Origin of the sequence: Neptuniibacter sp. QD72_48, assembly GCF_047778065.1 — a bacterium.
In the GTDB taxonomy this organism is placed as follows: Bacteria; Pseudomonadota; Gammaproteobacteria; order Pseudomonadales; family Balneatricaceae; genus Neptuniibacter.
Genome location: NZ_CP180547.1, coordinates 57,069 through 79,505, shown reverse-complemented (window position 1 = coordinate 79,505; position 22,437 = coordinate 57,069). Strand labels below are relative to the sequence as shown.

Sequence of the window (22,437 nt, the reverse complement as noted above, 5' to 3'; positions counted from 1 at the left end):
ATAGACCTAACAACAAAAATAGAAAAGGTTTATCCAACATGTCCGATCTACACAGTTACACTCAAGGCTCTAAAGCCGAGCCCTTATTGGATATCACCATTGGTGATCAATTTGATTTAACGGCAGAAAAATTCCCCGATAACGATGCATTGATCGTTCACCATCAGAATATTCGCCTGACCTACGCGCAGTTACAACAACAGGTAGATCAAGCGGCACGGGCATTTCTGGCGATAGGGGTTTCGAAAGGCGATCGAGTCGGCATCTGGTCCCCTAACTGTGCGGAATGGACAATCACTCAGTTAGCGACGGCGAAGATTGGTGCGATTCTGGTGAACATCAACCCGGCCTACCGCACACATGAATTGGAGTACGCGCTTAACCAATCAGGCACCAAGTATCTGGTCTCTGCTGTGAGCTTTAAATCATCTAACTATATGGAGATGCTCTACTCTTTAGCTCCAGAACTTAAAGCAGCGCAAGCCGGCCAATTAACCTCTGCTACGCTACCTAACCTCAAGGGCGTGATCAGCCTTTCTTCGCAAGCGTTAGCAGGTAGTTGGTGCTGGCAGGAATTTCTAAATCACGCAGATCAGATCAGTGCCGAGCAACTTAGCACTGTGCAGACGAGCTTAGATATTCACGACCCGATCAATATCCAGTACACATCCGGCACAACCGGCTTCCCGAAAGGGGCGGCGCTATCGCACCACAATATTTTGAATAACGGCTTCTTTGTTGCCGAAAGCATGAAGTTCACCGATCAGGATCGCTTAGTTATTCCGGTGCCGCTCTATCATTGCTTTGGCATGGTGATGGGTAACTTAGGCTGTATTACCCATGGCGCGGCTATGATCTACCCTGACGAAGGTTTCGAGCCGCAATCCGTCCTCACCGCAGTGGCCGAAGAACGTGCGACCGCCTTGTTTGGTGTCCCAACGATGTTTATCGCAGAGATGGAACACCCTGAGTTTGAGCAGTATGACTTGAGTAGCCTGCGCACCGGCATTATGGCCGGATCTATCTGTCCTGCGGAGGTAATGAAAGCGGTCAATACCAAAATGCATATGCACGAGGTCCAGATCGCCTACGGCATGACCGAAACCAGCCCTGTATCCACCCAGACGGCTGCCGATGATCCCTTTGATAAACGCGTCTCTACTGTAGGCCGTACCCAACCGCATATCGAAAGCCAGATTATCGATCCAGCCACAGGCGAAGTTCAGCCAAGAGGTGATGTAGGCGAGCTATGTACCCGCGGCTACAGCGTGATGCTGAAATATTGGAACAATCCAGAAGCAACTAACAATGCTATCGACTCGCAAGGCTGGATGCATACCGGCGATCTCGCCATTATGGATGCTGAGGGTTACGTGCAGATTGTCGGCCGTATCAAAGATATGGTGATTCGCGGAGGCGAAAACATCTATCCAAAAGAGATCGAAGAGTTTCTCTACACCCACCCTGCGATTTCAGATGTCCAAGTCACCGGTGTACCCGATCCACAATTTGGTGAAGAACTGGTCGCTTGGATCAAACTGACACCGCAAGCAGACAACGTGACTGAAGACGAGCTGAAAAGCTTCTGCCAAGGAGCGATAAGTCACTTTAAGATCCCGCGTTATTTTAAATTTGTCGATAATTTCCCGATGACCGTCACCGGCAAGATCCAGAAATTTAAGATGCGAGAGATCTCTATCGAAGAGTTGGGGCTCGATGAGAATTAGATTAGATACAGGAATAGGCCGTGACTGAGGTTAATAAACACTATTCACAAGCATTCGATGGCGAGCAGATCATCCGCCAACTGCACTTATCTTATCCACAGGGGCCAACTGCGTTTCAATTGGCCCCTATCGATCAGTTACATATCGGCGGCATTAAAGCCTCCAAGAAGCTACTGCAACAAATAAAATTGTGCAGGCCGAATCGAGTATTAGATATTGGCTCTGGGTTGGGCGGTTTGATGCGTTTAATCGAGTCGGAACTGCGTATTAATGTCATTGGATTGGATATAACCCACGAATTTAACCAAACCCACCAGCAAATATCACAATTATTGCCCTCTTTTGACGCTCCTAAACTGGTCACTTCCGATGCGCAGAAATTACCCTTTTGCAGCGATAGCTTTGACCTCATTATCTTCCAGCATAGCCTGCTCAATATCCCCAATAGCCAGCAAGCATTGGCTGAATGTCGACGGGTTTTAAAGCCACAAGGCCGCTTACTGCTACACGAAGTCATCCAAGGGCCCAATACCGACGCAATGCAGTTTCCCGTGCCCTGGGCGCGAGAACCGAGCAACTCTCACCTAATCACACAAACAGACTTAGAAAGCCTACTCGAGCAAGCTGGCTTTAATATCCAAAGTTACGATGACTGGAGCCAAGAGGCACTCGCCTGGCGACAAAAACAACTCAGTAAAGAGCAACAATCCCAAAGCGAGACTGCCGCTGTATCACCCGCCATGATCTTAGGCCCAGAGTTTAAGAAAATGGGTAGCAATGTGGTTAAAAACCTTGATTTAGATGCTATAAGAATCATCGAACTGGTCGCACAAACCAATTGCTGATGATCTATCCTCCCTAAGCTAGCTTCAGGAATATATGCTGATAAGCAATATCCAACGCCACATACACCAACAGTAACGACATCGCCCAGTTTAAACCACGGAAGTAGCGTGGATTGTGAATAAGCTTACCTAATCGCGCACCCATAAACAGATAACTACTCGGCGCGCCAAACGCCATTGTGGATAACAGTAACGACCAGACAAAAATAGCGTATCCCGATATTTCGGCTGCCGGAAACTGCACCGAGACTATCGGCAAGATCGCGATAAACGCTTTAGGGTTGAGCAACTGAAGGATCAACCCCTCTTTAAAGCTCATTGGGTTCTGATTAGCTTTCACTTCCGTCATTGCCATGGCTGACAGAGCCACTTTGTAAGCTAAGTAGAGAATATAAAGGCTGCCAGCAGCACTCAAAAACAGCTCATAACCCGCGGTAATAAACCAAGCGCCGACATATCCAAACAGTAAAAACAGCACCAGCATCGCACTGGCCACACCCAGACTAAACGCCAGTGCCGAGCGAATCTGCCCATGTATACCGGCATTTAAGCTGAGTAGATTGCAGGGACCAGGGGTGTACATCACGCCAAAGGCGTACAGGAGTATTTCAACCATAGTGATCAACTCGGATTAAAAAGAGAGATTTAAGGGGCTCGGAGGAGCCTTGAAATTAAGCGTTCAGAAAGTGCTTCTGATATTGCTTGGGCGTCATACCAAAGATCGGTTTGAAGCGCCGGTTGAAGTGACTCAGATCGCTGAAGCCATAATCAAACACCACATCATCCAGAGCTTTGCCCTTCTCCAAATCCTCACGGGCGCGGTTGATCCGGCAGTTCAAAATATACTGGTGCGGTGTGATACCAAATTGCTGTCGAAACATCCGCAGGAAATGATACTTCGAGAGATTGGCTTGTTGGCTCAACTCTTCAAGCGAAACATCAGTTTGTAGATTGTGATTAATAAAATCCCGTGCTCGCAGAAGTAAGCTATCGACACGACGAGCCTTTTGGTCCGCCTGACATTCGCCGTACAGCTGCGTAATCCGCGTTGCCATCTGATAAAGCTCGCACTCTTGGCGCAGCTTATCTGCAGAGCGATCTTCGATCAGCTGAACTAATTGCAGAATATGCTGACGGAGTTGGGCATCATCCAACAGTGTATCCGCCACACGAAAGCCTTGGCTTTTGATACCGGCGGCTTGGAAGACAGGTGCGAGCTGATCAGGGTGCACATAGAGCATGCGGTACTGCAATCTATCATCGATACCGGAATGACCGTCATGCACTTCTTCCGGGTTAAAGACGATAATATTGCCAGGGAGACTACGATGAAATTGACCACTGGAGAAAAAGTCTTGTCGACCAGTCAGCGTAACCCCGAACGAATACTCCTCATGGGCATGACGTCCATAAGAAAAATCGCTCATCGCAGCATTAAGAACAGTAACTTGTTCTAAATGCTCGCTTTTACTGTATTGGAACTGGTTATTCTGATTCATCACTCTTCACCGCTCTTGCTAGTATAAATCGCCTGCAGCTTGAAGGAACCTACGAACAAGTCCTATACGACTCAGGCTTACAGAGCAGTTGAAGCGCGAGGCAATGATTACAGGCATGCAGGTTGCCTGTCGAAAATCATTAACAAAGCGATTCAGTTACTCTATAAGCCCCGTAGGGTGGGCTCTAAAACGACCATCTACGTTGTCAGTCAGCTTGCAAAGGTACCGACATTTAACTGCACTGACTTTCGCGTATCTGGTCGCTTTATAGCCCACTGAGAAAGTATGAGACTTATTCGTAGGTTCCTTAACTACAGTGTAGAGGGATGAGCAAAACTAATACTTGGATAAAATTGCGCACTTTAAGAAAAGTGCGCAGAGGGATACAGCGCCTATTCTTCTGCTTCGGCGCGTTGGCGTAAAACAAACTTCTGTATCTTACCGGTCGATGTTTTAGGGAGCTCTCCAAACACCACCACTTTCGGCGCTTTAAAACGCGCCATATTGGAACGGCAAAACTCGATAACTTCGGCCTCGGTTAGGCTGGCATCAGGCTTAGGTTTGATAAAGGCACAGGGTACTTCGCCCCATTTATCATCCAGCTTGGCAACCACTGCGGCTTCCAATACTGAAGGGTGTCTATAGAGCACGCCTTCGACCTCAATCGAGGAGATATTTTCACCGCCAGAGATAATGATATCTTTTGAGCGATCCTTTATCTCGATGTAGCCATCCTCATGCCACACCGCAAGGTCACCTGAGTGGAACCAGCCGCCTGCAAAGGACGCATCCGTAGTCGGTTTGTTCTTTAGATAACCTTTCATGACTAGATTACCGCGCATAAAGATTTCGCCGATGGTTTCACCATCTTGCGGTACAGGTTCTAGAGTATCTGGATCAGCCACCATCAAGTCTTCAAGCATAGGCGCTTTCACCCCTTGACGGGCTTTGAGACGGGCTTTCTCTTCGATGCTGTTGTCATCCCACTTATCGTGCCATGCACACAGCACAGAAGGGCCGTAAGTCTCTGTCAGGCCATAGACATGGGTGACATCAATCCCCATCTCCTCCATCCCTTGGATGACTGCAGCAGGCGGTGCAGCACCAGCGGTCATCACCTTAACTTTGTGCTCAATCCCTTGCTTGAACTCATTAGGGGCGTTATTCAACATATTTAGAACAATCGGAGCACCGCAGAAATGATCGATCTTTTCTTCTCGAATTAGATCGTAGATTTTCTCTTCACGAACATGGCGCAGGGACACACTGGTACCAACAGACGCAGCCAAAGACCAAGGGAAACACCAGCCATTACAATGAAACATCGGCAGGGTCCAAAGGTACTTGGGATGACGCCCCATATCCCAAGAGACCACATTGCTCATGGCATTCAGATAAGCACCTCGATGATGGTACACCACCCCTTTAGGATCGCCGGTCGTACCTGAGGTATAATTCAGCGTGATCGCATCCCATTCATCCTCGGGCGGCTGCCAAGCAAACTCAGGATCACCTTCTAACAGCAGTTCATCGTAAGTGATACTACCGATCTGCTCACCCTCAGTGAAACTATAATCTTCAATCGCAATCACTAAGGGATCTATATCTGCCATCTCCAGTGCTTGTTTAACCAAAGCACCAAATTCACGCTCCACCAGTACCACTTTGCATTCGGCATGCTGCAAGATAAACGCGATCGCCTCGGCATCTAGTCGCACGTTGATCGCATTCAGAACCGCGCCGGACATAGGCACGCTGAAATGCGCTTCAAATACTTCAGGAAGATTTGGCGCGATAACGGATACGGTATCGCCCTTGCCAATACCTCGTTGTTGCAGAGCACTGGCAAAGCGACGACAACGGGTATATGTATCGGACCAGCTGCGGCGTGCGTCGCCATGCACGGTAGCAGTATGGTCGGGGTAAACAAATGCAGCTCGTTCTAGAAAGCTGAGCGGAGTTAACGCAGCGTAATTGGCTTGATTCTTATCGAGCCCAATCTCGTAAGGGTTTTGGCTTGTTATCATTGTTATTATTCCTTTAATTGCCCACGCCAAAACTAGCATCAACTGATCAAAAAAACACCTTTCAGATCATCTGCTTAGCGGACTTAAAACTACAATTAACCACATATAAGTATCTTCCCTTATCCTTAAAGCTGCTTTAAAGTCTAAGTATAAAAATAACAGGTTTTAATATCGGGATTTCCCGCAGGTTTAAATATGAGTAATGACCAGAGTTTAGAACTCGCCCGTTGTAAGGCTGATGCTGATCGTTATCGACTTTTAGCAGAACAGTCGACCGATATGATTTCACGGCATACCCCCACTAAAGAGTGGACCTACATTGATGCCAGCCCTGCGGTTGAAACTGTACTCGGCTACACCCCCGAAGAGATTATCGGCATGGCGGGGTATGAGCAGTTCCACCCTGAAGATGCCGATAACCTTTCCAAGCGTGATGACAGCGTCCGTTATCGTAGTGGCGTCTACACCAATGTGTACCGGTACCGTCACAAAAAAGGTCACTATATTTGGCTAGAAACCACCAGCCGTGTGATCCGTGATGACAGCGGAAATCCTCAAGAGATCATCTGTGTATCGCGCGATGTTACCGAGCGTGAAGAAGCACAACGGGATATGCGCCGACTCGCGCGCGTGGTTGAAGCCTCATCCGATATGATCATGTTTTGTAACCACAAAACTCATAAGCTGACCTATCTGAATGAGTCGGCTTATCACACCCTCGGTGCCGAGAAAGATAAGCCGGTGGTCTACTACCTGTCGCAGCTTTTCTCTGAAGAGATCTTAGATACTCTGATCAAAGATGCTTTAGAACACGCCTCCATCCATGGGGTTTGGTACGGCAGCATTCCGATGCAATTAGACCCTGAGCTCAACCGTGTAGCGGAGATTCGCGAAATCATTGCTCATCGTAATCGCCGTGAGAATGATCAGGTTGAGTACTACTCACTGATCGGACGCGATATTACCCTACGCCTTCAAGCAGAAGAGGAAGCCAAACGACATCAACTCGAGTTGGCGCATATGTCACGTCTACTTTCAGTAGGTGAGATGGCCACCGGCCTTGCCCACGAGGTAAACCAGCCTTTGGCTGCGATCTTGAATTACTGCCATGGTACGCAGAGGCGTTTGGAAGAGGGCGATGCTGATCCGGTGAAAACCGTATCTGGCTCGATGAAGTTGATTATGAAGCAGGCCAAGCGTGCTTCGGAGATCATCAAACGGATGCGCTCCTTTGTGCGTAAAACCGATTACCAGTGTTTTGCTTTCCCGATTAACGACAGTTGCAAGGAGGTCAGCGCCTTTCTCTGTCAGGAAGCTCAGGACCACAACATCACCTTCGATTTTCAATTTGGGGATAACTTACCCCCTCTTGTGGCCGATAAAGTACAGATCGAACAAGTACTACTTAACCTGATGCGTAACGCAATTGAGGCCTACAACGATTGTAACAAGACCTACAGACCCGTTATTATCACCACTAAAGCTGCCGAAGGTTATATTCATGTTTCGGTAGAGGACAAGGCAAAAGGGATTAGCAGCGAAGGTTTAGCCAAGCTGTTTGAACCGTTTTACACCTCCAAAACAACTGGCTTAGGTATGGGCTTATCTATATCCCGTACCATTATCGAAACCCATGGGGGCCAGATGTGGGCAGAGAGTGACGGTAAAACCGGTACGCACTTTTATCTGAAACTGCCGTTAAGAGAGCAATGATGCAAACAAACCCGACAGGCACTATCTATATTGTTGACGATGACGAAGATTTTCGTGATTCCATGCAATGGCTTTTAGAATCTGCCAATCACAACGTTGTTACCTTCCCTTCTGCACGGGAGTTTCTGGATAACTTTAATGGCGAAATCGGTTGTATGTTACTGGATGTACGTATGCCCGAAATTAACGGCCTAGCCCTGCAACAAATCATGCAGGAGCGTAATATCCAAATGCCGATTATTGTGATCTCAGGCCACGGTGATATCCCAATGGCGGTGAGCGCGATGAAACAGGGCGCGATGGATTTCTTAGAAAAACCGTTCGATGGTGATGTGCTACTACGCTTAGTTGGGCGTGCGTTAAGCAAAGCGCAAAAAGCACGCGACGAACAAGGTGCGCAGTTAGAGATTCAAGAAAACTACGCTAGCCTGAGCCGTCGTGAGAAAGAGGTAATGGCGCTGGTTGTTGCTGGTAATGCCAATCGCCAGATCGCTGAAGAGCTAGATATCAGCCCTAAAACGGTTGAAGTACATCGCTCACGTGTCATGAGCAAGATGCGCGCTGGTAGCCTTGCTTCTCTGGTAAAACAAGCTGCTCAGCTAAACGAACAAGCTTGATCTAACCGCACCTGAGAGCCCTCAGGTGCGATCAGTTTGCCGATCAACGCTTATCAGGATCAGGAATTGAGTAGGTCATGGTCGCATGAGCCATCGGTTCCTCATCCCCTTCCGATAAGATATACACTTCCCCCACCGCCAAACGCTTTCCGACTTTTAGCATCTGTGCTGTAGCGAAGATATCGCGATCAGCAGAAGGCTTACGTAAAAAGTTGATATTTAACTGAGTCGTCACCGCTAAAGGCACGGGACCTATACGGCTTAATAACGCCGCATAAACAGTCACGTCAGCTAGCCCCATCATCGCAGGGCCAGAGACTGTGCCTCCCGGCCTTAGATGCTGATCATCCACCGGCAAACGCATGGTGGCAGTACCATCGCCTAACTCCACCAATTCCCCATACTGCTCACCTTGGGGAAAGTGCTCTGCAAGAAAGCTCTGCAGCTGTTCAATATTCAACTTCATACACAACTCCAATCTGCCTTAGCTCAGTTTAAGCGACCGCCTCATGTTCATCCCGCGCTTTATTACGCAGGATAAAGCGCTGAATCTTGCCACTCGGCGTTTTTGGCAGTTCTGGCATAAACTCGATCTCGCGAGGGAATGCGTGAGTTGATAGGCGCGTACGTACCAGTTGCTTTAACTCTTCAGCCAGCTCTTCTGTGGGATCAAACTCACGTTTAATCACTACATAGGCTTTAATAATAGCGCCACGTTTCACATCTGGTTTACCGATAACTCCCGACTCAGCCACCGCATCATGTTCGAGCAATGTACTCTCTACATCAGCAGGCCCTACACGATAACCTGCCGTAGTGATGATATCGTCATCACGACCGGTGAATGAATAACTGCCATCACCATGACTCATCACGACATCACCAGTGAGGTAGTACTGACCATGGAATGGGTGCTTCTCTTGCCATGTGTAACCTTGGAAGAAAAACAGCGGCGAGTTATCCACATCTACTGCTAACTGCCCAGTTTCACCTTCAGGAATCTCCTTAAAGTCTGCGTCTAGGGCAACAACGCGATGGCCTGGCATTGAGAAGCCCATTGAGCCCACACGCACAACATCTTGCTTAAGATCATGATGGTTACATGCAGTCATACCGGTTTCTGTTTGACCGTAATGATCCATTACAGGACAACCTAAGCGCTTGTCGACCCAACTGATTACTTCTGGGTTCAACGGCTCACCAGCACTGCTCGCTACGCGTAGCGAGAAAGTTTCATCGGCAGCCAACACATCATCGTTTGCCATCAACATACGGTAAGCCGTTGGTGCCGCTGCAAGGTTAGTGATCTTATATTTACGCAGCATGTCGTAGGTGCTTTCTGGAGTAAACGCCGCCTCACAAAAATGCGTGGTATTACCCAACAACAGAGGACCAACCACTGCGTAGTAAAGGCCATAAGCCCAACCTGGATCGGCAACATTCCAATAGGTGTCTTCTGGACGCAAACCAATAGCAAAACGCATATAAACGTAGAACGAGAGTAGCGCTCGGCTTGGTACGGCAACGCCTTTAGATTTTCCGACTGTGCCTGAGGTAAACATCTGTAAAAATGGATCATCTTTGCCAATTTTTACTGGTGTAAACTCTGTCGATTGCTGCTCAATCTCAGCAACAAAATCGAGATCATTTGTAGCATCAGCAGCCTGATCACGATTGAAAGTCAGGATGGCTGGACAATCAGTTACATCATTAAGCTTTGGACGGTTGCTTGGGTCGGTCACCACCAGCTTTGTACCCGCTTGCTGAACTCGATACTCGATCGCACCGGAACCGAACGCCGTGAACAGCGGCTGGTATACCGCGCCTGCACGCAGGGTACCCATAATCACCACCATCAATTCAGGGGTGCGCGGTAGCAAAGCCGCAACGCGATCGCCCTTACCTATACCTTGAGCGGTAAGGAAGTTTGCAAACTGGGCCGACTTTTCTTTCAACTCAACAAAGGTCATTTGCGAAGCAGGTCGCTCAGCACCTTCATAATTCAGAGCGATTCGATCGCCTTCTGCCCATTTATCTACAATCTCCTCACAGACATTAAATCCATCTTTGAGGTTACCGATCATGAGCTCTTCAATCATGGCCGGATCAAACTTATCGTAATAATCCTGATAGGTTGCGGTTGTCATTAGTTTCCCATCCATCATTTTTTATTTTTGTATTCTTATACGCATGAGCAATCTTTAATTACTGGTGCTCAGCCAGTATTTCTCGCGCAATAATGAGTCTCTGAATTTCGCTAGTGCCTTCGTAAATCGAGGTAATTCTCACATCGCGGGCATAACGTTCCAGTGGGTATTCCTGCATGTAGCCGTAGCCACCTAAAAGCTGCAGCGCGCTGTAGCAAGCTTGATTGGCTTTTTCACTGGCAAAGAGTTTTGCCATGGAGGCTTCTTTAGCGAAGGTCAGCCCTCGTTGTTTACGATCAGCAGCGTTCAAAAGGAGTAATCGTGCGGCTTCCAACTCGGTAGAACGATCCGCAATCATCCACTGCAGGCCCTGAAAATCAGCTATCGCTTTACCAAACTGCTTACGCTCTTTGGTGTAGGCGATGGCGAAGTCCATCGCGGCTAACCCAACACCCAGTGCGAGAGAGCCTATACCGATGCGTCCACCGGCAAGTTCTGCCACAGCCAGACGAAAACCATCATTTAGCTCACCTAGAATCGCTGATTCAGGTACAAGCACCCGATCGAAATACACTTCATTGGTCGCTGAGCCATGTTGGCCCATCTTCTTTTCTGCCGGGCCAACTGTGATCCCCTCGCTACCTGCTTCAACTAAAAAGCAGGTAATCCCCTTACCTTTTTTCGCTTGTGGATCGGTCACCGCCCACACCACAAAGACGCCGGCAAACTCAGCGCTAGTAATCCACTGCTTAGTACCGCTGATCTCATAGCCCTGATCGGTTTTGACCGCTTGAGTTCGCATCGATGCTGGATCGGACCCCGCACCGGCTTCGGTTAAGCAGAAGCTACCTGCTCGATATTCGCCGCTGCAGATCAGTGGCAAGTATTTAGATTTCTGTTCTTCAGTGCCCATCGCCTGTATGACTTCCGCCACCATATTGGTCACTGACATAGTCACTGCAGTTGAGGCACAGGCACGGGCGATCTCGGTAATCGCTAAACTGAAGGCGACAGCTCCCGCTTCAGTGCCACCATGGTCTGCAGAGATGTTTAGCCCCATAAAGCCCAATTCGGCGAGTTGCTGACAATTGGCCAGCAGAATGCTCTTGTCTTTTGTCTGATCCAGCTCCGCCGCTACCGGTGCTAATTCACTTTCAGCAAAGCGCTTGGCGGTATCCTGAATCAGTTGTTGTTCTTCTGTTAATGTGAAATCCATAAGGAACACCTTATTAGGGTTTACCCTAATCTATACCTTATATATTTCATTTGGTAAAGATAAAAATGACAGGCATAAAACAGACAAAATCTGAAGAATTCAGTATAAGCCTAGGAAAACAACAGATAAGTAGTAACCCCTATTAATTTTATTAACTTAAGAGTTACTACAGGAGATGAGGATAAAAGGAAGTGTAAATTAGGTGATAAGGATCGAAGAAAGTTCGAGCATTTGCCCACGCATTGAGCGCTCTGATTCAGGCAAAACATCTTCGCTAGGCCAAAAGCCTGTCCGTAAACATTCAGCGTAAGGCGCTGCCAAATTCGCTTGCTGCATATTCTTGCTAGCCTGATCCGCAGGATAATCCAAGCGATGCCAGCTGACCTCAATGCCCTGCGCATTTGGCGTCAAAAGCATGTACCAGACAGAAGCCGTGCCATCATTCGCCGGCATGCCGATCACACCGCTATTCAGCCAATACCCCTGCTCCAATTGCGTTCCAAAAGGGATACCACAGTGACCGCCAACCACAACATCAGCACCCGCTAGATCTAGCTGAGTCTGCTTATGCTGCGCTGAACTGCTGGCAAAGATAAATTCATTTATCCGGTCGACACTGCCGTGCACAACTTGAAATCGTTTATCCGCCAGCTCAAAGCTGATTTGCCGAGGCAGTTTCCCCATCCATAGTTTATCGTCTTGAGAGACCTGCTGACTGGCGAATCGGTACCATTCAACTGAGAGCAGGGAGCAGGCCGAATCTTCCGAAAAACCACAGCCACAATCAGGCGCATCCGCAGCTAAGGATTCCTCACAGTTCCCCATCACCACAGGAATACCCCAGTCACGTATCAACGCTAATGTCTCAACGGGTTCCGCGCAGTAGGCTACCAGATCCCCTGTGCAGATAACTTGCTGCGAAGAGAAGCCCAACCTGTCGGCTTCCTGTTTAAGCGCTCTGGTGGCCGCTAAATTGCTATACGGGCCGCCAAATATCAGCAGCGGCCCCGTTAGTGTTCCAAGGTCCATATTTCCTAGACTCACAGTCACTTAACTCATTAAGCCGGCTGTAGTTGCTTTTGGCTGGCTCCACCAACTAAGAACAGTGCACAACCACCAATCATCACAACCACACATATCCAAAGTAACTTAGTGTATTTATGGGCTTCGCCCAACAACGCCGTGTAACCCGAAGATTCCGTGAAGTAGAGCAGAGCACCAGCCATCGCTAGGATAAAACTGCCTAGATAACTCCAGACTGGGATATCACGGCGATTGGCCCACAAACTGAAGAAGATAACGGGTACCAGATACATCGAAGCTGTGCCGCTTACGGCTACTGCACTAAACAGATCTTTGTTACCGATAAACACCATTACCAGACCCATCAACATAAACAACGCCATCACCATACGGCCATTACGCAGATTCACAGGCAGAAGCTTCATATCCACGACCATCATCTTCGCCGAACTGGTTAGCGTGCTATCCAAGGTAGACATGGCAGAGATAATCAAAGAGGCACTAAACAGGAACATCGGTAACTCACCCAGCAGACGCGTCAGCGCCTGATTCATATCTTCTCCTGAGATCGCATTGGCGCCTGCAATCACCCCTAATGAGCCAAACGCGATAATGCAGATACTGCTAATCCAAGCGGCATGGATAAAACTACGTCTTGTCGTTTCACGATCTGCTAAGAAACCACGATCCATCATCACAGGGTCATGCATTGGATAACTCCACACCTGCAACAGAGCGACAATCAATAGGATTGGACCGGGATCACTAATTTCAAACGGTTTAAACGCAATTAGATCGGCGTTGAAGTGACCGCCACCAGCCACCAAGGCTAACAACACCGCCAAGACACCAATAAACACCATCATCTGGAAGAAGTCTGTACGCAGGGATGCCTGTAAGCCGCCAAGCATAGAGTAGGCTAATGTCACAGCAGCTAACCCGATCACCGCCAATGTATAGGACTGTGTGCCTGCAGCGCCAAACAAGATACCGATAACCAGTAGATTGGCAAACACCTCACTGACCAGACGCACACCGATAACAAAGTTGTAACAGCGACTACCCCATTGACCAAAACGATCAATCAGAAACGCTTGAACACTCTCATACCCCTGCTCAAATCGGAGGTGATCGACAATCTTTCCTCCGGTCAAAAACGACAGATAATAAGCCGCGTAAGCTAATGTTCCCCAAATTCCGTAATAGAAGCCCAAAATGGCTGCATTCAAAAGCGAACGTGCAAAGATCCAAGTTGTTACCTGCGAGAAAATCAGCGTTAAAAGCCCCGGCGCTAGACCTTCTGCGGTTCGGCCTTTAAAAAAACTACTTTCATGATTCACTTTGCGTGAAAGGAAAACTGAAACCAACGCTAAAGCCGATACAAGCAAAATCAGCCAAATGTCCATAGGTAACTCCATTTATAGAAGGGGAAGGATGCTTGCTCAGACAGCGACTCTTGAAAGCAGTTCCCCGTCTTTTCAAACATTCTTTAATCGTAATAGACTCTCTTGATTGTTTGATCAAATCAGATAATCCAACTGGCGGTAATGCCATACCTCGTTTATAACTAATAAGGTTCAATAAATTGATAATCAAGGAAGATTTTTAATGATCTCTGCATATACTTAGTAGTAATCCCATCGTATGAGGAAAGTCTATGTCTGATGAGCTCATTGTTTTTGCCGAAGAGGAAAATAACGATTCTACTCTGGCGGCAACAAACAACAGTTCACGACCCTGGAAGGTTTTAGTCGTTGATGATGACAAAGACGTTCATGAGGTAACAAAATTCGGCTTAAAAGGTTTGGTTTTTCTAGGACAACCTTTAGAGCTACTACACGCCTATTCTGCAAAAGAAGCACAAGAAACACTCGCTGAGAATAAAGATATAGCGGTCATCCTGCTTGATGTTGTAATGGAAACAGAAAGTGCAGGCTTAGATCTAGTCAAAACGATTCGTGATGATCTGGCACTGACTAATACCCGCATCATCTTACGAACCGGTCAGCCAGGGTACGCCCCAGAAATTGAAGTCATCCTCAAATACGATATTAACGATTACAAGAATAAAGCCGACCTAACCCGTACTCGTCTTTACACCAGCGTTACTGCCGCAATCCGGTCTTACTCTGAAATAACCGCTATCGACTCCAGCCGCAAAGGGCTAGAAAGAATCGTACACGCCTCAAGTGAATTGATGTCACTACACGGTATTCGAGAGCTAGCAAACGGTATTATCTGCCAATTAGCAGCGTTACTAGGTATTTCAGAAGAAGGCATGATCTGCTTTAAGAAAAACAGTGACGACGAAGTTAATGCAACCGGATCTGAATTTACAATTGTAGCTGCATCTGCTCAGCCTAGCAGTCAAAAGGAATTTCCCGAAGTTATCGAGGATGCCAATATCAATGCAATGCTACTGGAAGCCAGCAGCAAGCGCCGAAGCATTGAGAATGACTACGCTTGCGTACTCTACTTCCCAAGTGAATTCCGTAATGACATGTTGCTATACCTAGATATTCAGCGACCACTTGAAGGAACAGAGCATCAACTGCTCGAAGTTTTCTGCAGTAACATCTCTGTCTGCCTCGATAACGCGACCATTCTCGATCGCTTACACAATTACGCCTATTTCGATTCTTTATTAAATATCCCTAACCGCGTTTCCTTTGCTAATCACATCGATAAAACCATGCTCAGGCAGCTTCATCCACAGCTTATTACGCTGATCGATATTGATCATTTCAGTGGCATGAATGACACCTTAGGTTCAGAATCGGGTGACGAATTACTTAAACTGGTCGCAAACCGTCTCAGCGCAAACCTGCCTGAGGGCTCGTTTATCTGCCGTATTTCTGGCGATACCTTTGGTGTTATGGGACCAGAAAATAGCTTTACCGTTGAACAGATCAACGAGATGCTGACCAAACCGTTTGAGTTATTCGGAGATGAGCTCTCTATCTCCATCACACAAGGCTGCTACATCCTTAAAGATGCCAATATAAGCGGTAATAATGCGATCAAGCGTGCAAATATAGCCCTTAAACGCGCTAAAGATATTGCACGTGGCGAATTTATTGAATATACCCATGAAATTGAGCGTGAAACACAACAACGTATGCTCTTGCTTCAAGGGCTACGTAAGGCGTACAGTGAGGGCGAATTGTTCCTCGCTTACCAACCCCAAATTGATCTTCGCACCGGTAAAATCAGCGGTTTTGAAGCGCTTATCCGCTGGCGTACCAAGAGCGGCGCTCTGATATCTCCAGTCGAATTCATCCCTGTTGCCGAAAGCTCTGGTCTAATCGTCCCTATCGGTGAGTGGGTCATGGACACCGCGATGCGTGATCTGGAGATCATCGAGAAAAAGTACGGTTTGGGTCTTCAAGTAGGCATCAATATTTCACCGGCTCAATTCCGTCACCCTGACTTTTTAAAGCTTATAAAAAGTAAGTTGGATAACTTTTCTCTTAAGCCACAACAAGTTGAGTTCGAGGTAACTGAGTCTGTTGCCATGATCGACACCAACAGTGTGCGAGAGATATTACAGGTAATTCACGATCTTGGCGCCAAAGTCGCGATTGATGATTTTGGTACCGGATTTTCATGCCTCAGTTATTTAGAAACACTTAACTTTGATCGCCTAAAAATCGATAAATCATTTATCGATAAAATGTTGGATAAACAGAAAGGGACACATATACCTGAGATGATTATTAACTTAGGTCGAGACCTAGATATGGCGGTTATTGCAGAGGGGGTAGAAACAGCAGAGCAAGTAGAACGCTTAAAAGAGCTACAATGCTTCGAAGTTCAAGGCTATCACTATGCGAAACCTATGGAGTTGGAGCAGCTTTGTATCTGGTTGGACAAGCATTTGAGCTAGTAGGGCCGCTAGCTCAGATTATTGGGTAATTACTCACTGACCACGCGATTTCGACCTTCACCTTTTGCTCTATATAGCGCCTTATCCGCGCGATCTAACAACTGTTCGATACTCTCACCCGGGTAGAATTGCACCACACCAATACTGACGGTTATATCCAACCCTTCTGGTTTCAATTGTTCTACTTGCTCGCGAATTTCTTCAGCCTTTTCCTTAGCTGATGCAAGGTCACAATGCCCTAGCAAGATAACAAACTCCTCCCCACCAAAACGCGCAGGAATATCATCTTTGCGACATATACGCCCTAAAAGGTCACCGAGCTCACGCAGCACTTTATCGCCAACCAAATGACCATGGGTATCGTTTACCTGTTTGAAGAAATCTAGATCGAGCAGCATGACACTGAGCGGATCACTGTGGCGCTCTGTATGCGCTAAACGCTGTTCAGCAGTTTCTAGAAGATAGTAACGATTGTAGAGACTTGTGAGTTGATCCTTCAATGCGATCTCTTTAAGTAGATCTCGCTGCTGCTTCAACGTTACATGAGTATTCACTCGCGCGAGTACAATCGATGGACGGACCGGTTTGGCAATATAGTCCACCGCACCCAGTTGCAAACCGAGCTCTTCATTACGATCAGCATCTCGTGCGGTCACAAAAATTATAGGGATATCTTGAGTATGAGGCTGACCTTGCAGCTTTTGACATACTTCGTAGCCGCCCATATCAGGCATCTCGATATCTAACAGGATAAGATCAGGTAAGGGGTCAGCAACCGCTAGTTTGAGGCAATCATTCCCCCCGGTCGCCACCTTAATCCGGTAATGATCCTTTAAGCAGTTTGCCAAGACTTTAATATTTGAAGGCACATCGTCTACGATTAAAACGACAGGCTTGCTCATGTCTTGTCGACTCCGTCCGAAAGCTCTGGTTGAATACCGAGCGCTTCTTCCAATATAGCCAAGCTATCCTCAGCAGCTTCAAAATCAAATGCTGATAATCTAGCGTGAAGCTGTTCTAACGGCTCCTTCAATTCCAAACCGCTCGCGCTCTTCCATAAGTCATCATACTCTGTGGTATCGATATAGCTACCTAAATTAACGGCTTCCCGAATAGAAATAATTTTCTCTTTTACTTCATCCTCAGTGAGACCTACTTGCATAGGCTCTGTTTTTTGCGAGGTGTACTCTGAAAAACAGGCTTTAACCTCATCATAAGCCTGCAAAAACTCAGGCATTACTTGTAATGCACCATCCCCATCATCAGCCTTAGCTAACTTTTCCAACTTAGCAGCCTGGGCCTGCAGGGCTATTGCTGAAAGGTTAGCAGCCATACCTTTAACTGCATGTGCTGATTTACCTGCCGCTGCCCAATCAGACTTACTTATATATGATTTAATGTTGTCTACTATAGGATCAGCATCGACCGCGAATATCTCTAATAATGGAGCAATCAATTCCTCTTTGCCCATCATCCTAGCGATAGCATCCTGCTTGTCCCAAACCGCAACAGAAATCTCTTCCACTTGTTCAACTTCCTCAGGTTGTGAAACCGTCTCGGCAATCCCTAAGAAACGTTGTAACACCTGATTAAGTGCAACAGGAGAGACCGGTTTACTGAGGTAATCATCCATACCTGCAGCCAGACACTTCTCCCTATCCCCTGCCATAGCATTCGCTGTCATCGCAATAATGGGGATCGTGATATTTTTCTGTTTAGCTTTGCCTGCCCTAATTTGCTGAGTGGCTTCATATCCATCCATCTCTGGCATCTGACAGTCCATCAACACTAAATCATAAGGGCAGTTATTTTCTAGTGCAGCATTTAGGCTCTGCAACGCCTCTAAACCATTACCAGCCATATCAGCGGTGAGACCTAACTCTTGTAGGATCCCTTGTACCACCAGCTGGTTAATCTGATTATCTTCAACCACTAGGATACGCTTCTCACCTAAGGTAGGGTGCCCTTCAATCGAGAGATCTTTTAGATAATGACTAGTTACTAGCGGCGAGGCATTACTCAGTGCCTCACCACCACTCGCAACCACTTGAAGAGCGTCGAAGATATCTGAAGTAGTTGCAGGTTTAGGAAAATAACCACTAAAACCTATATCAGCAAAACGTTTGGCATCACCACGATGAGCCATTGAGGTCATGAGAATGAGTTTAGCGGAACTGAATCTATGATCAGCTTTAAGTATTCTCCCTAGTTCTGCACCATCCATACCCGGCATCTGCATATCCATAAAGACAACATCAAAGCAGGCTGTTGAAGACTCGTAAAATTCCTCACAGCGAGCAATAGCTTCATTGCCATCTTCCGCTTCTACAACCTTCGCTCCCCAATGCAGTAACTGTGCAGATAGCACTTCGCGATTGGTTCTATTGTCATCAACAACTAAGATGTCTAGGTTCTCTATACCTGTATAAGGAACAACTACTTCTGCTTGCTCGCTCGTTTCTAGGTATACGCTAAAGATGAACTCGCTACCTTGACCAACCGTGCTCTGTACCGATATTTCTCCACCCATCAGTTCACATAATTTTTTACAGATAGCGAGCCCTAGCCCAGAACCACCATATTCACGAGTAGTAGAAGCATCTACCTGACTAAAGGATTCAAACAGTTCAGGCAGTTTTCCAGGAAGAATACCTATTCCCGTATCCTTAACACTACAATCTAAACGCAACTGATCGCCTTGATGCTGCAACTGTGACTGGATAACCACCTCACCTTCACTTGTGAATTTGATGGCATTCCCCACTAAGTTAATTAACACCTGACGCAAACGTCCTGGATCACCTTTAACCATAGAGGTTTCAACACCGGTCAAATCAAGAATAAGCTCTAAACCTTTATCTTGAGCTTGCAGCGCCATCGCTTCTGCAAATTCACCAAACATACCGCGCAAGTTAAAGTCGATACATTCTAGTTCTAACTTGCCTGCATCCACTTTGGAGAAATCTAAAATATCGTTAATCAATGCCAGCAGGGAATTAGCACTGGTTTGCGCAACGACCGCACGATGCCGCTGATCGTCGGTCAAAGGCGTGTTCAGCAATAGCCCCAACATACCAAGTACGCCATTCATCGGGGTACGAATCTCGTGGCTCATATTGGCTAAGAATTCACTCTTCGCGATATTGGCTTGTTCTGCCTCATCTTTCAGCGCAATTAGGCTCTGCTCCATCTCACGCTCAACGGTGACATCCAGATTGGTGCCGATCATTTTTAAGGAACGTCCTTGATCATCCACCATATGGGCAGCTGTCGCTTTCACATAACGTACCGTTCCATCAGGAAAATTAAGTCGAAATTCACAGTGCCAGTCATGTCGGCCACGAACAGCCTCTTTTAGCGAGCCTTCGGCCATTTCAATATCTTCCGGACAAACCCGCTCACGCCAATAATCAAAATAGAGATTATTATTAATAACCTCTTCTGGCACTTGGTAGATCTTGATCATCTGATCGTCCCATTGCAGTTCATTGGTGATCAGGTCCCACTCCCAAATACCCAGCCCCGAGGACTCCACCGCAACATCCACACGACTTAACGCATCTTCAAGCTTACCCTGCATATCTTCAGCCAGATCCAAAGCTTTAATCAGACCTTGCTCGGCATCCACGCGGGTTGAAACATCTCTGAAAGACCATACTCTACCTACCGCATTATCCTCAACGTACATAGGAATTGACGATTGTTCATATGTTCGACCATCTTTCAGGCTCAAGCTGGTAAAATGAGAGCGCCCCTCAGAGTTGATCAGGCCTTTAACATTGCGTGCGGCCTCATCAGCATTATTCAGTTGCCTTAAAATAGGCCCAAGCACATGGGAATGATCATTAAACTCTTCTGGTAATCCCCATAGTTCAGCAAAACGCTTATTGTAACGAATAACACTACCATCATTCTTAGTTACTAGAATCCCGTTATCCGTGGACTCTAAAATCGATGCCTGTATGGTCAACGCCTCAGTAATTTCCAACTCCATCTGCTTACGCTTAGTTATATCACTTCGAATAGCGACATAACTCAGAGGGTGACCCGCATCATCTTTAAAAGGAACAATAGTTGTCTCAACCCAATAAATACCACCTTGTTTATTGCGATTTCGAATCTCTCCTTTCCATACCTCTCCTGAAGCAATCGTACGGTAGAGCTCGATAAAGAATTCCCGTGGATGATATCCAGAATTAAGAATGCGATGATTCTGCCCGATCAATTCCTCTCGGGTAAAACCACTAATTTGAGAAAACTTTTCATTAGCATAGGTAATCGTTCCCTTGAGATCGGTGACCGCCACAATAGAGTGCTGATCCAAAGCAAACTTCTGCTCCCCTAGCTCCAGCAAAGCTTGATTAGCTCGCTCGGCACTACGCCTCAACTCAGCCTCATGAAGCTTTCTAGTTTCCAACATCAGATTAAACGCATCAGCCAGCTGGGCAGTTTCTATATTATTGGCATTGACCTCAACCCGCCCAGTATTGCCCGTCGATGCTTCGCGACTGGCATGCGCCAGAGTAATCAAAGGCCTACTAATACGGCCTGCAATGCCAAACCCCATCAATAAGACCATCAAGGCAGTAACTAAGCACAAGACCAAAGTAACTTGCCCTAACCAGTGAGATGCTTTTAAAGCGATATCTAGGTCAACTTCACTAACCAAAATCCAACGGATATTTTCAAGCACAATGACATCATGCATACCAATAACCGGTACTCCATTAGGACCTATATAATTCAAAGCATGCTGAATCGAATTTTGATCAGTATCTGCCACTGCATGTAGATACATCTCTGTCTCAACTTTACGTTTGAGCACCTCATCCCGATTGTTTCCGATTGGAGTAATTAAAGTGCCGTTAATATTCATCAAGTAGTGAAGATGCTGCTCTTTCTCATCTACAGCCACATCAAGTAGATCAAAAACTCGGTCAAATCGCAGCTGAATGGCGAATGCACCTATAGTTCTGCCATTTTCATCATTAATTGGAGCAGTTAAGAAACCGGCAAAGGCATCATTGGAAGGAGCATATACTTCCATGCCAGAAAACGAGACATTGCCGCTACGAAGAGTATTTTTAACACTGTAGGCAAATTTTGTTCTGCTGTAAGGTCCACGCTGCAGACTTGTGCCCAAATCATTTTCTTGAGCTACAGAAAATAGGATATTGCCGCGGCTATCAATCAAAAAAAGATCGGAGATATAATCATAGCGGCGACTAAAACTGATTAAATCAGCTTTATGTTTGTCTACTCGTTGAGACCAATCTTCGCTATAAACATAATCTTTAGCACTTAACCCACTATGCTGAATTCCTCTTGAAAGAGAGGACAACATAGAAAGGGTATCATGGGATTCTGCTTTAAATCGAAGATCGACCACTCGATAGTCAAACCAATTTCGAATCGAGCGAATTGTCACTAAAGAAGATTGACGGAGCTTTTCCTCAGCGGCCACTAACAAACTATCTTTAGCTTGTTGATAACTCAACCAAGATACGAAAGCTAAGGGGATAAGCGCTAACAAGGTCATCCATACCATGAGCTTTACACGCAATGAAGCCTTGCGACCAATATCAGGATTGGGTGTGGAAGACTCAGCTGCCTCTTCCCTCTTCATACAGAGTACGTCCTTTGGCTAGTTTGTGCAGATCAATTGCTGACAGAATTATAAAACCGATCAATATCAACAACCTGCTTAAGAATTCCATTCCTTAAAGCATAGCCTAAT

The 22,437-nt window shown here is 46.7% G+C and carries 15 protein-coding genes; 5 read left to right on the top strand and 10 right to left on the bottom strand.

Annotation, left to right across the window (positions count from 1 at the left end):
- The first annotated feature begins 38 nt into the window (after window positions 1-38).
- Entirely contained in the window at window positions 39-1,727 is a 1,689-nt protein-coding gene (locus tag ACMXYX_RS00340; protein WP_415892986.1) for an AMP-binding protein, read from the top strand.
- A 20-nt stretch (window positions 1,728-1,747) separates the two neighbouring features.
- Window positions 1,748-2,572 carry a class I SAM-dependent methyltransferase gene (locus ACMXYX_RS00335; RefSeq protein ID WP_415906363.1) on the top strand — a complete coding sequence of 275 codons (825 nt, stop codon included), beginning with the start codon at window positions 1,748-1,750 and terminating at the stop codon, window positions 2,570-2,572.
- Window positions 2,573-2,585: 13 nt separating this feature from the next.
- On the opposite strand, the gene ACMXYX_RS00330 is transcribed toward ACMXYX_RS00335, so the two are convergent.
- The 3 genes from ACMXYX_RS00330 to ACMXYX_RS00320 all read right to left on the bottom strand — a co-directional run bounded on the left by ACMXYX_RS00330 (window position 2,586) and on the right by ACMXYX_RS00320 (window position 6,098).
- The gene (locus ACMXYX_RS00330) at window positions 2,586-3,188 is read right to left on the bottom strand and encodes a LysE family translocator (RefSeq protein ID WP_415883021.1); all 603 of its coding nucleotides are present in this window, start codon (window positions 3,186-3,188) and stop codon (window positions 2,586-2,588) included.
- Window positions 3,189-3,243: 55 nt separating this feature from the next.
- Window positions 3,244-4,071 (bottom strand): helix-turn-helix domain-containing protein, encoded by an 828-nt coding sequence (locus ACMXYX_RS00325; protein WP_415897251.1) that lies wholly within the window; start codon window positions 4,069-4,071, stop codon window positions 3,244-3,246.
- Window positions 4,072-4,463: 392 nt separating this feature from the next.
- A complete protein-coding gene (locus ACMXYX_RS00320) occupies window positions 4,464-6,098 on the bottom strand; it encodes an acyl-CoA synthetase (RefSeq protein ID WP_415906362.1) in 1,635 nt (544 codons plus the stop codon).
- A gap of 195 nt (window positions 6,099-6,293) precedes the next feature.
- Between ACMXYX_RS00320 and ACMXYX_RS00315 the strand changes: the two genes are divergently transcribed.
- Together ACMXYX_RS00315 and ACMXYX_RS00310 are read left to right on the top strand one after the other, a co-directional pair.
- Window positions 6,294-7,811 (top strand): PAS domain S-box protein, encoded by a 1,518-nt coding sequence (locus ACMXYX_RS00315; RefSeq protein ID WP_415906361.1) that lies wholly within the window; start codon window positions 6,294-6,296, stop codon window positions 7,809-7,811.
- Window positions 7,808-8,428: a response regulator transcription factor gene (locus ACMXYX_RS00310; RefSeq protein WP_415897248.1), complete on the top strand. Its 621-nt coding sequence runs from the start codon at window positions 7,808-7,810 to the stop codon at window positions 8,426-8,428. Before ACMXYX_RS00315 ends, ACMXYX_RS00310 begins: the two co-directional genes overlap by 4 nt.
- 43 nt (window positions 8,429-8,471) lie before the next feature.
- Here the strand turns inward: ACMXYX_RS00310 and ACMXYX_RS00305 are convergent, their stop codons facing one another.
- The 5 genes from ACMXYX_RS00305 to ACMXYX_RS00285 all read right to left on the bottom strand — a co-directional run bounded on the left by ACMXYX_RS00305 (window position 8,472) and on the right by ACMXYX_RS00285 (window position 14,220).
- Complete coding sequence (locus ACMXYX_RS00305; protein WP_415889795.1) at window positions 8,472-8,894, bottom strand: PaaI family thioesterase; 423 nt, start codon at window positions 8,892-8,894, stop codon at window positions 8,472-8,474.
- A 28-nt stretch (window positions 8,895-8,922) separates the two neighbouring features.
- A complete protein-coding gene (locus tag ACMXYX_RS00300; RefSeq protein ID WP_415897247.1) occupies window positions 8,923-10,575 on the bottom strand; it encodes an AMP-binding protein in 1,653 nt (550 codons plus the stop codon).
- Between the two features lie 58 nt (window positions 10,576-10,633).
- Window positions 10,634-11,791, bottom strand: coding sequence for an acyl-CoA dehydrogenase family protein (locus ACMXYX_RS00295; RefSeq protein WP_415883014.1), 1,158 nt, complete (start codon window positions 11,789-11,791; stop codon window positions 10,634-10,636).
- A 198-nt stretch (window positions 11,792-11,989) separates the two neighbouring features.
- Complete coding sequence (locus ACMXYX_RS00290; RefSeq protein ID WP_415906360.1) at window positions 11,990-12,835, bottom strand: metallophosphoesterase family protein; 846 nt, start codon at window positions 12,833-12,835, stop codon at window positions 11,990-11,992.
- 14 nt (window positions 12,836-12,849) lie between these two features.
- Window positions 12,850-14,220 (bottom strand): sodium:proline symporter, encoded by a 1,371-nt coding sequence (locus tag ACMXYX_RS00285; RefSeq protein WP_415906359.1) that lies wholly within the window; start codon window positions 14,218-14,220, stop codon window positions 12,850-12,852.
- 251 nt (window positions 14,221-14,471) lie between these two features.
- Here ACMXYX_RS00285 and ACMXYX_RS00280 point away from each other — a divergent pair, with 251 nt between their 5' ends.
- Window positions 14,472-16,700, top strand: a complete 2,229-nt coding sequence (locus ACMXYX_RS00280; RefSeq protein WP_415883011.1) for an EAL domain-containing protein — start codon at window positions 14,472-14,474, stop codon at window positions 16,698-16,700.
- A gap of 29 nt (window positions 16,701-16,729) precedes the next feature.
- Here ACMXYX_RS00280 and ACMXYX_RS00275 read toward each other — a convergent pair whose 3' ends face one another.
- On the bottom strand, window positions 16,730-17,602 hold the full coding sequence (locus ACMXYX_RS00275) for a diguanylate cyclase (RefSeq protein WP_415883010.1): 873 nt from the start codon (window positions 17,600-17,602) through the stop codon (window positions 16,730-16,732).
- Window positions 17,599-22,326 carry a response regulator gene (locus ACMXYX_RS00270; RefSeq protein ID WP_415906358.1) on the bottom strand — a complete coding sequence of 1,576 codons (4,728 nt, stop codon included), beginning with the start codon at window positions 22,324-22,326 and terminating at the stop codon, window positions 17,599-17,601. The genes ACMXYX_RS00275 and ACMXYX_RS00270 overlap by 4 nt, the downstream gene beginning before the upstream one ends.
- Window positions 22,327-22,437: the final 111 nt, after the last annotated feature.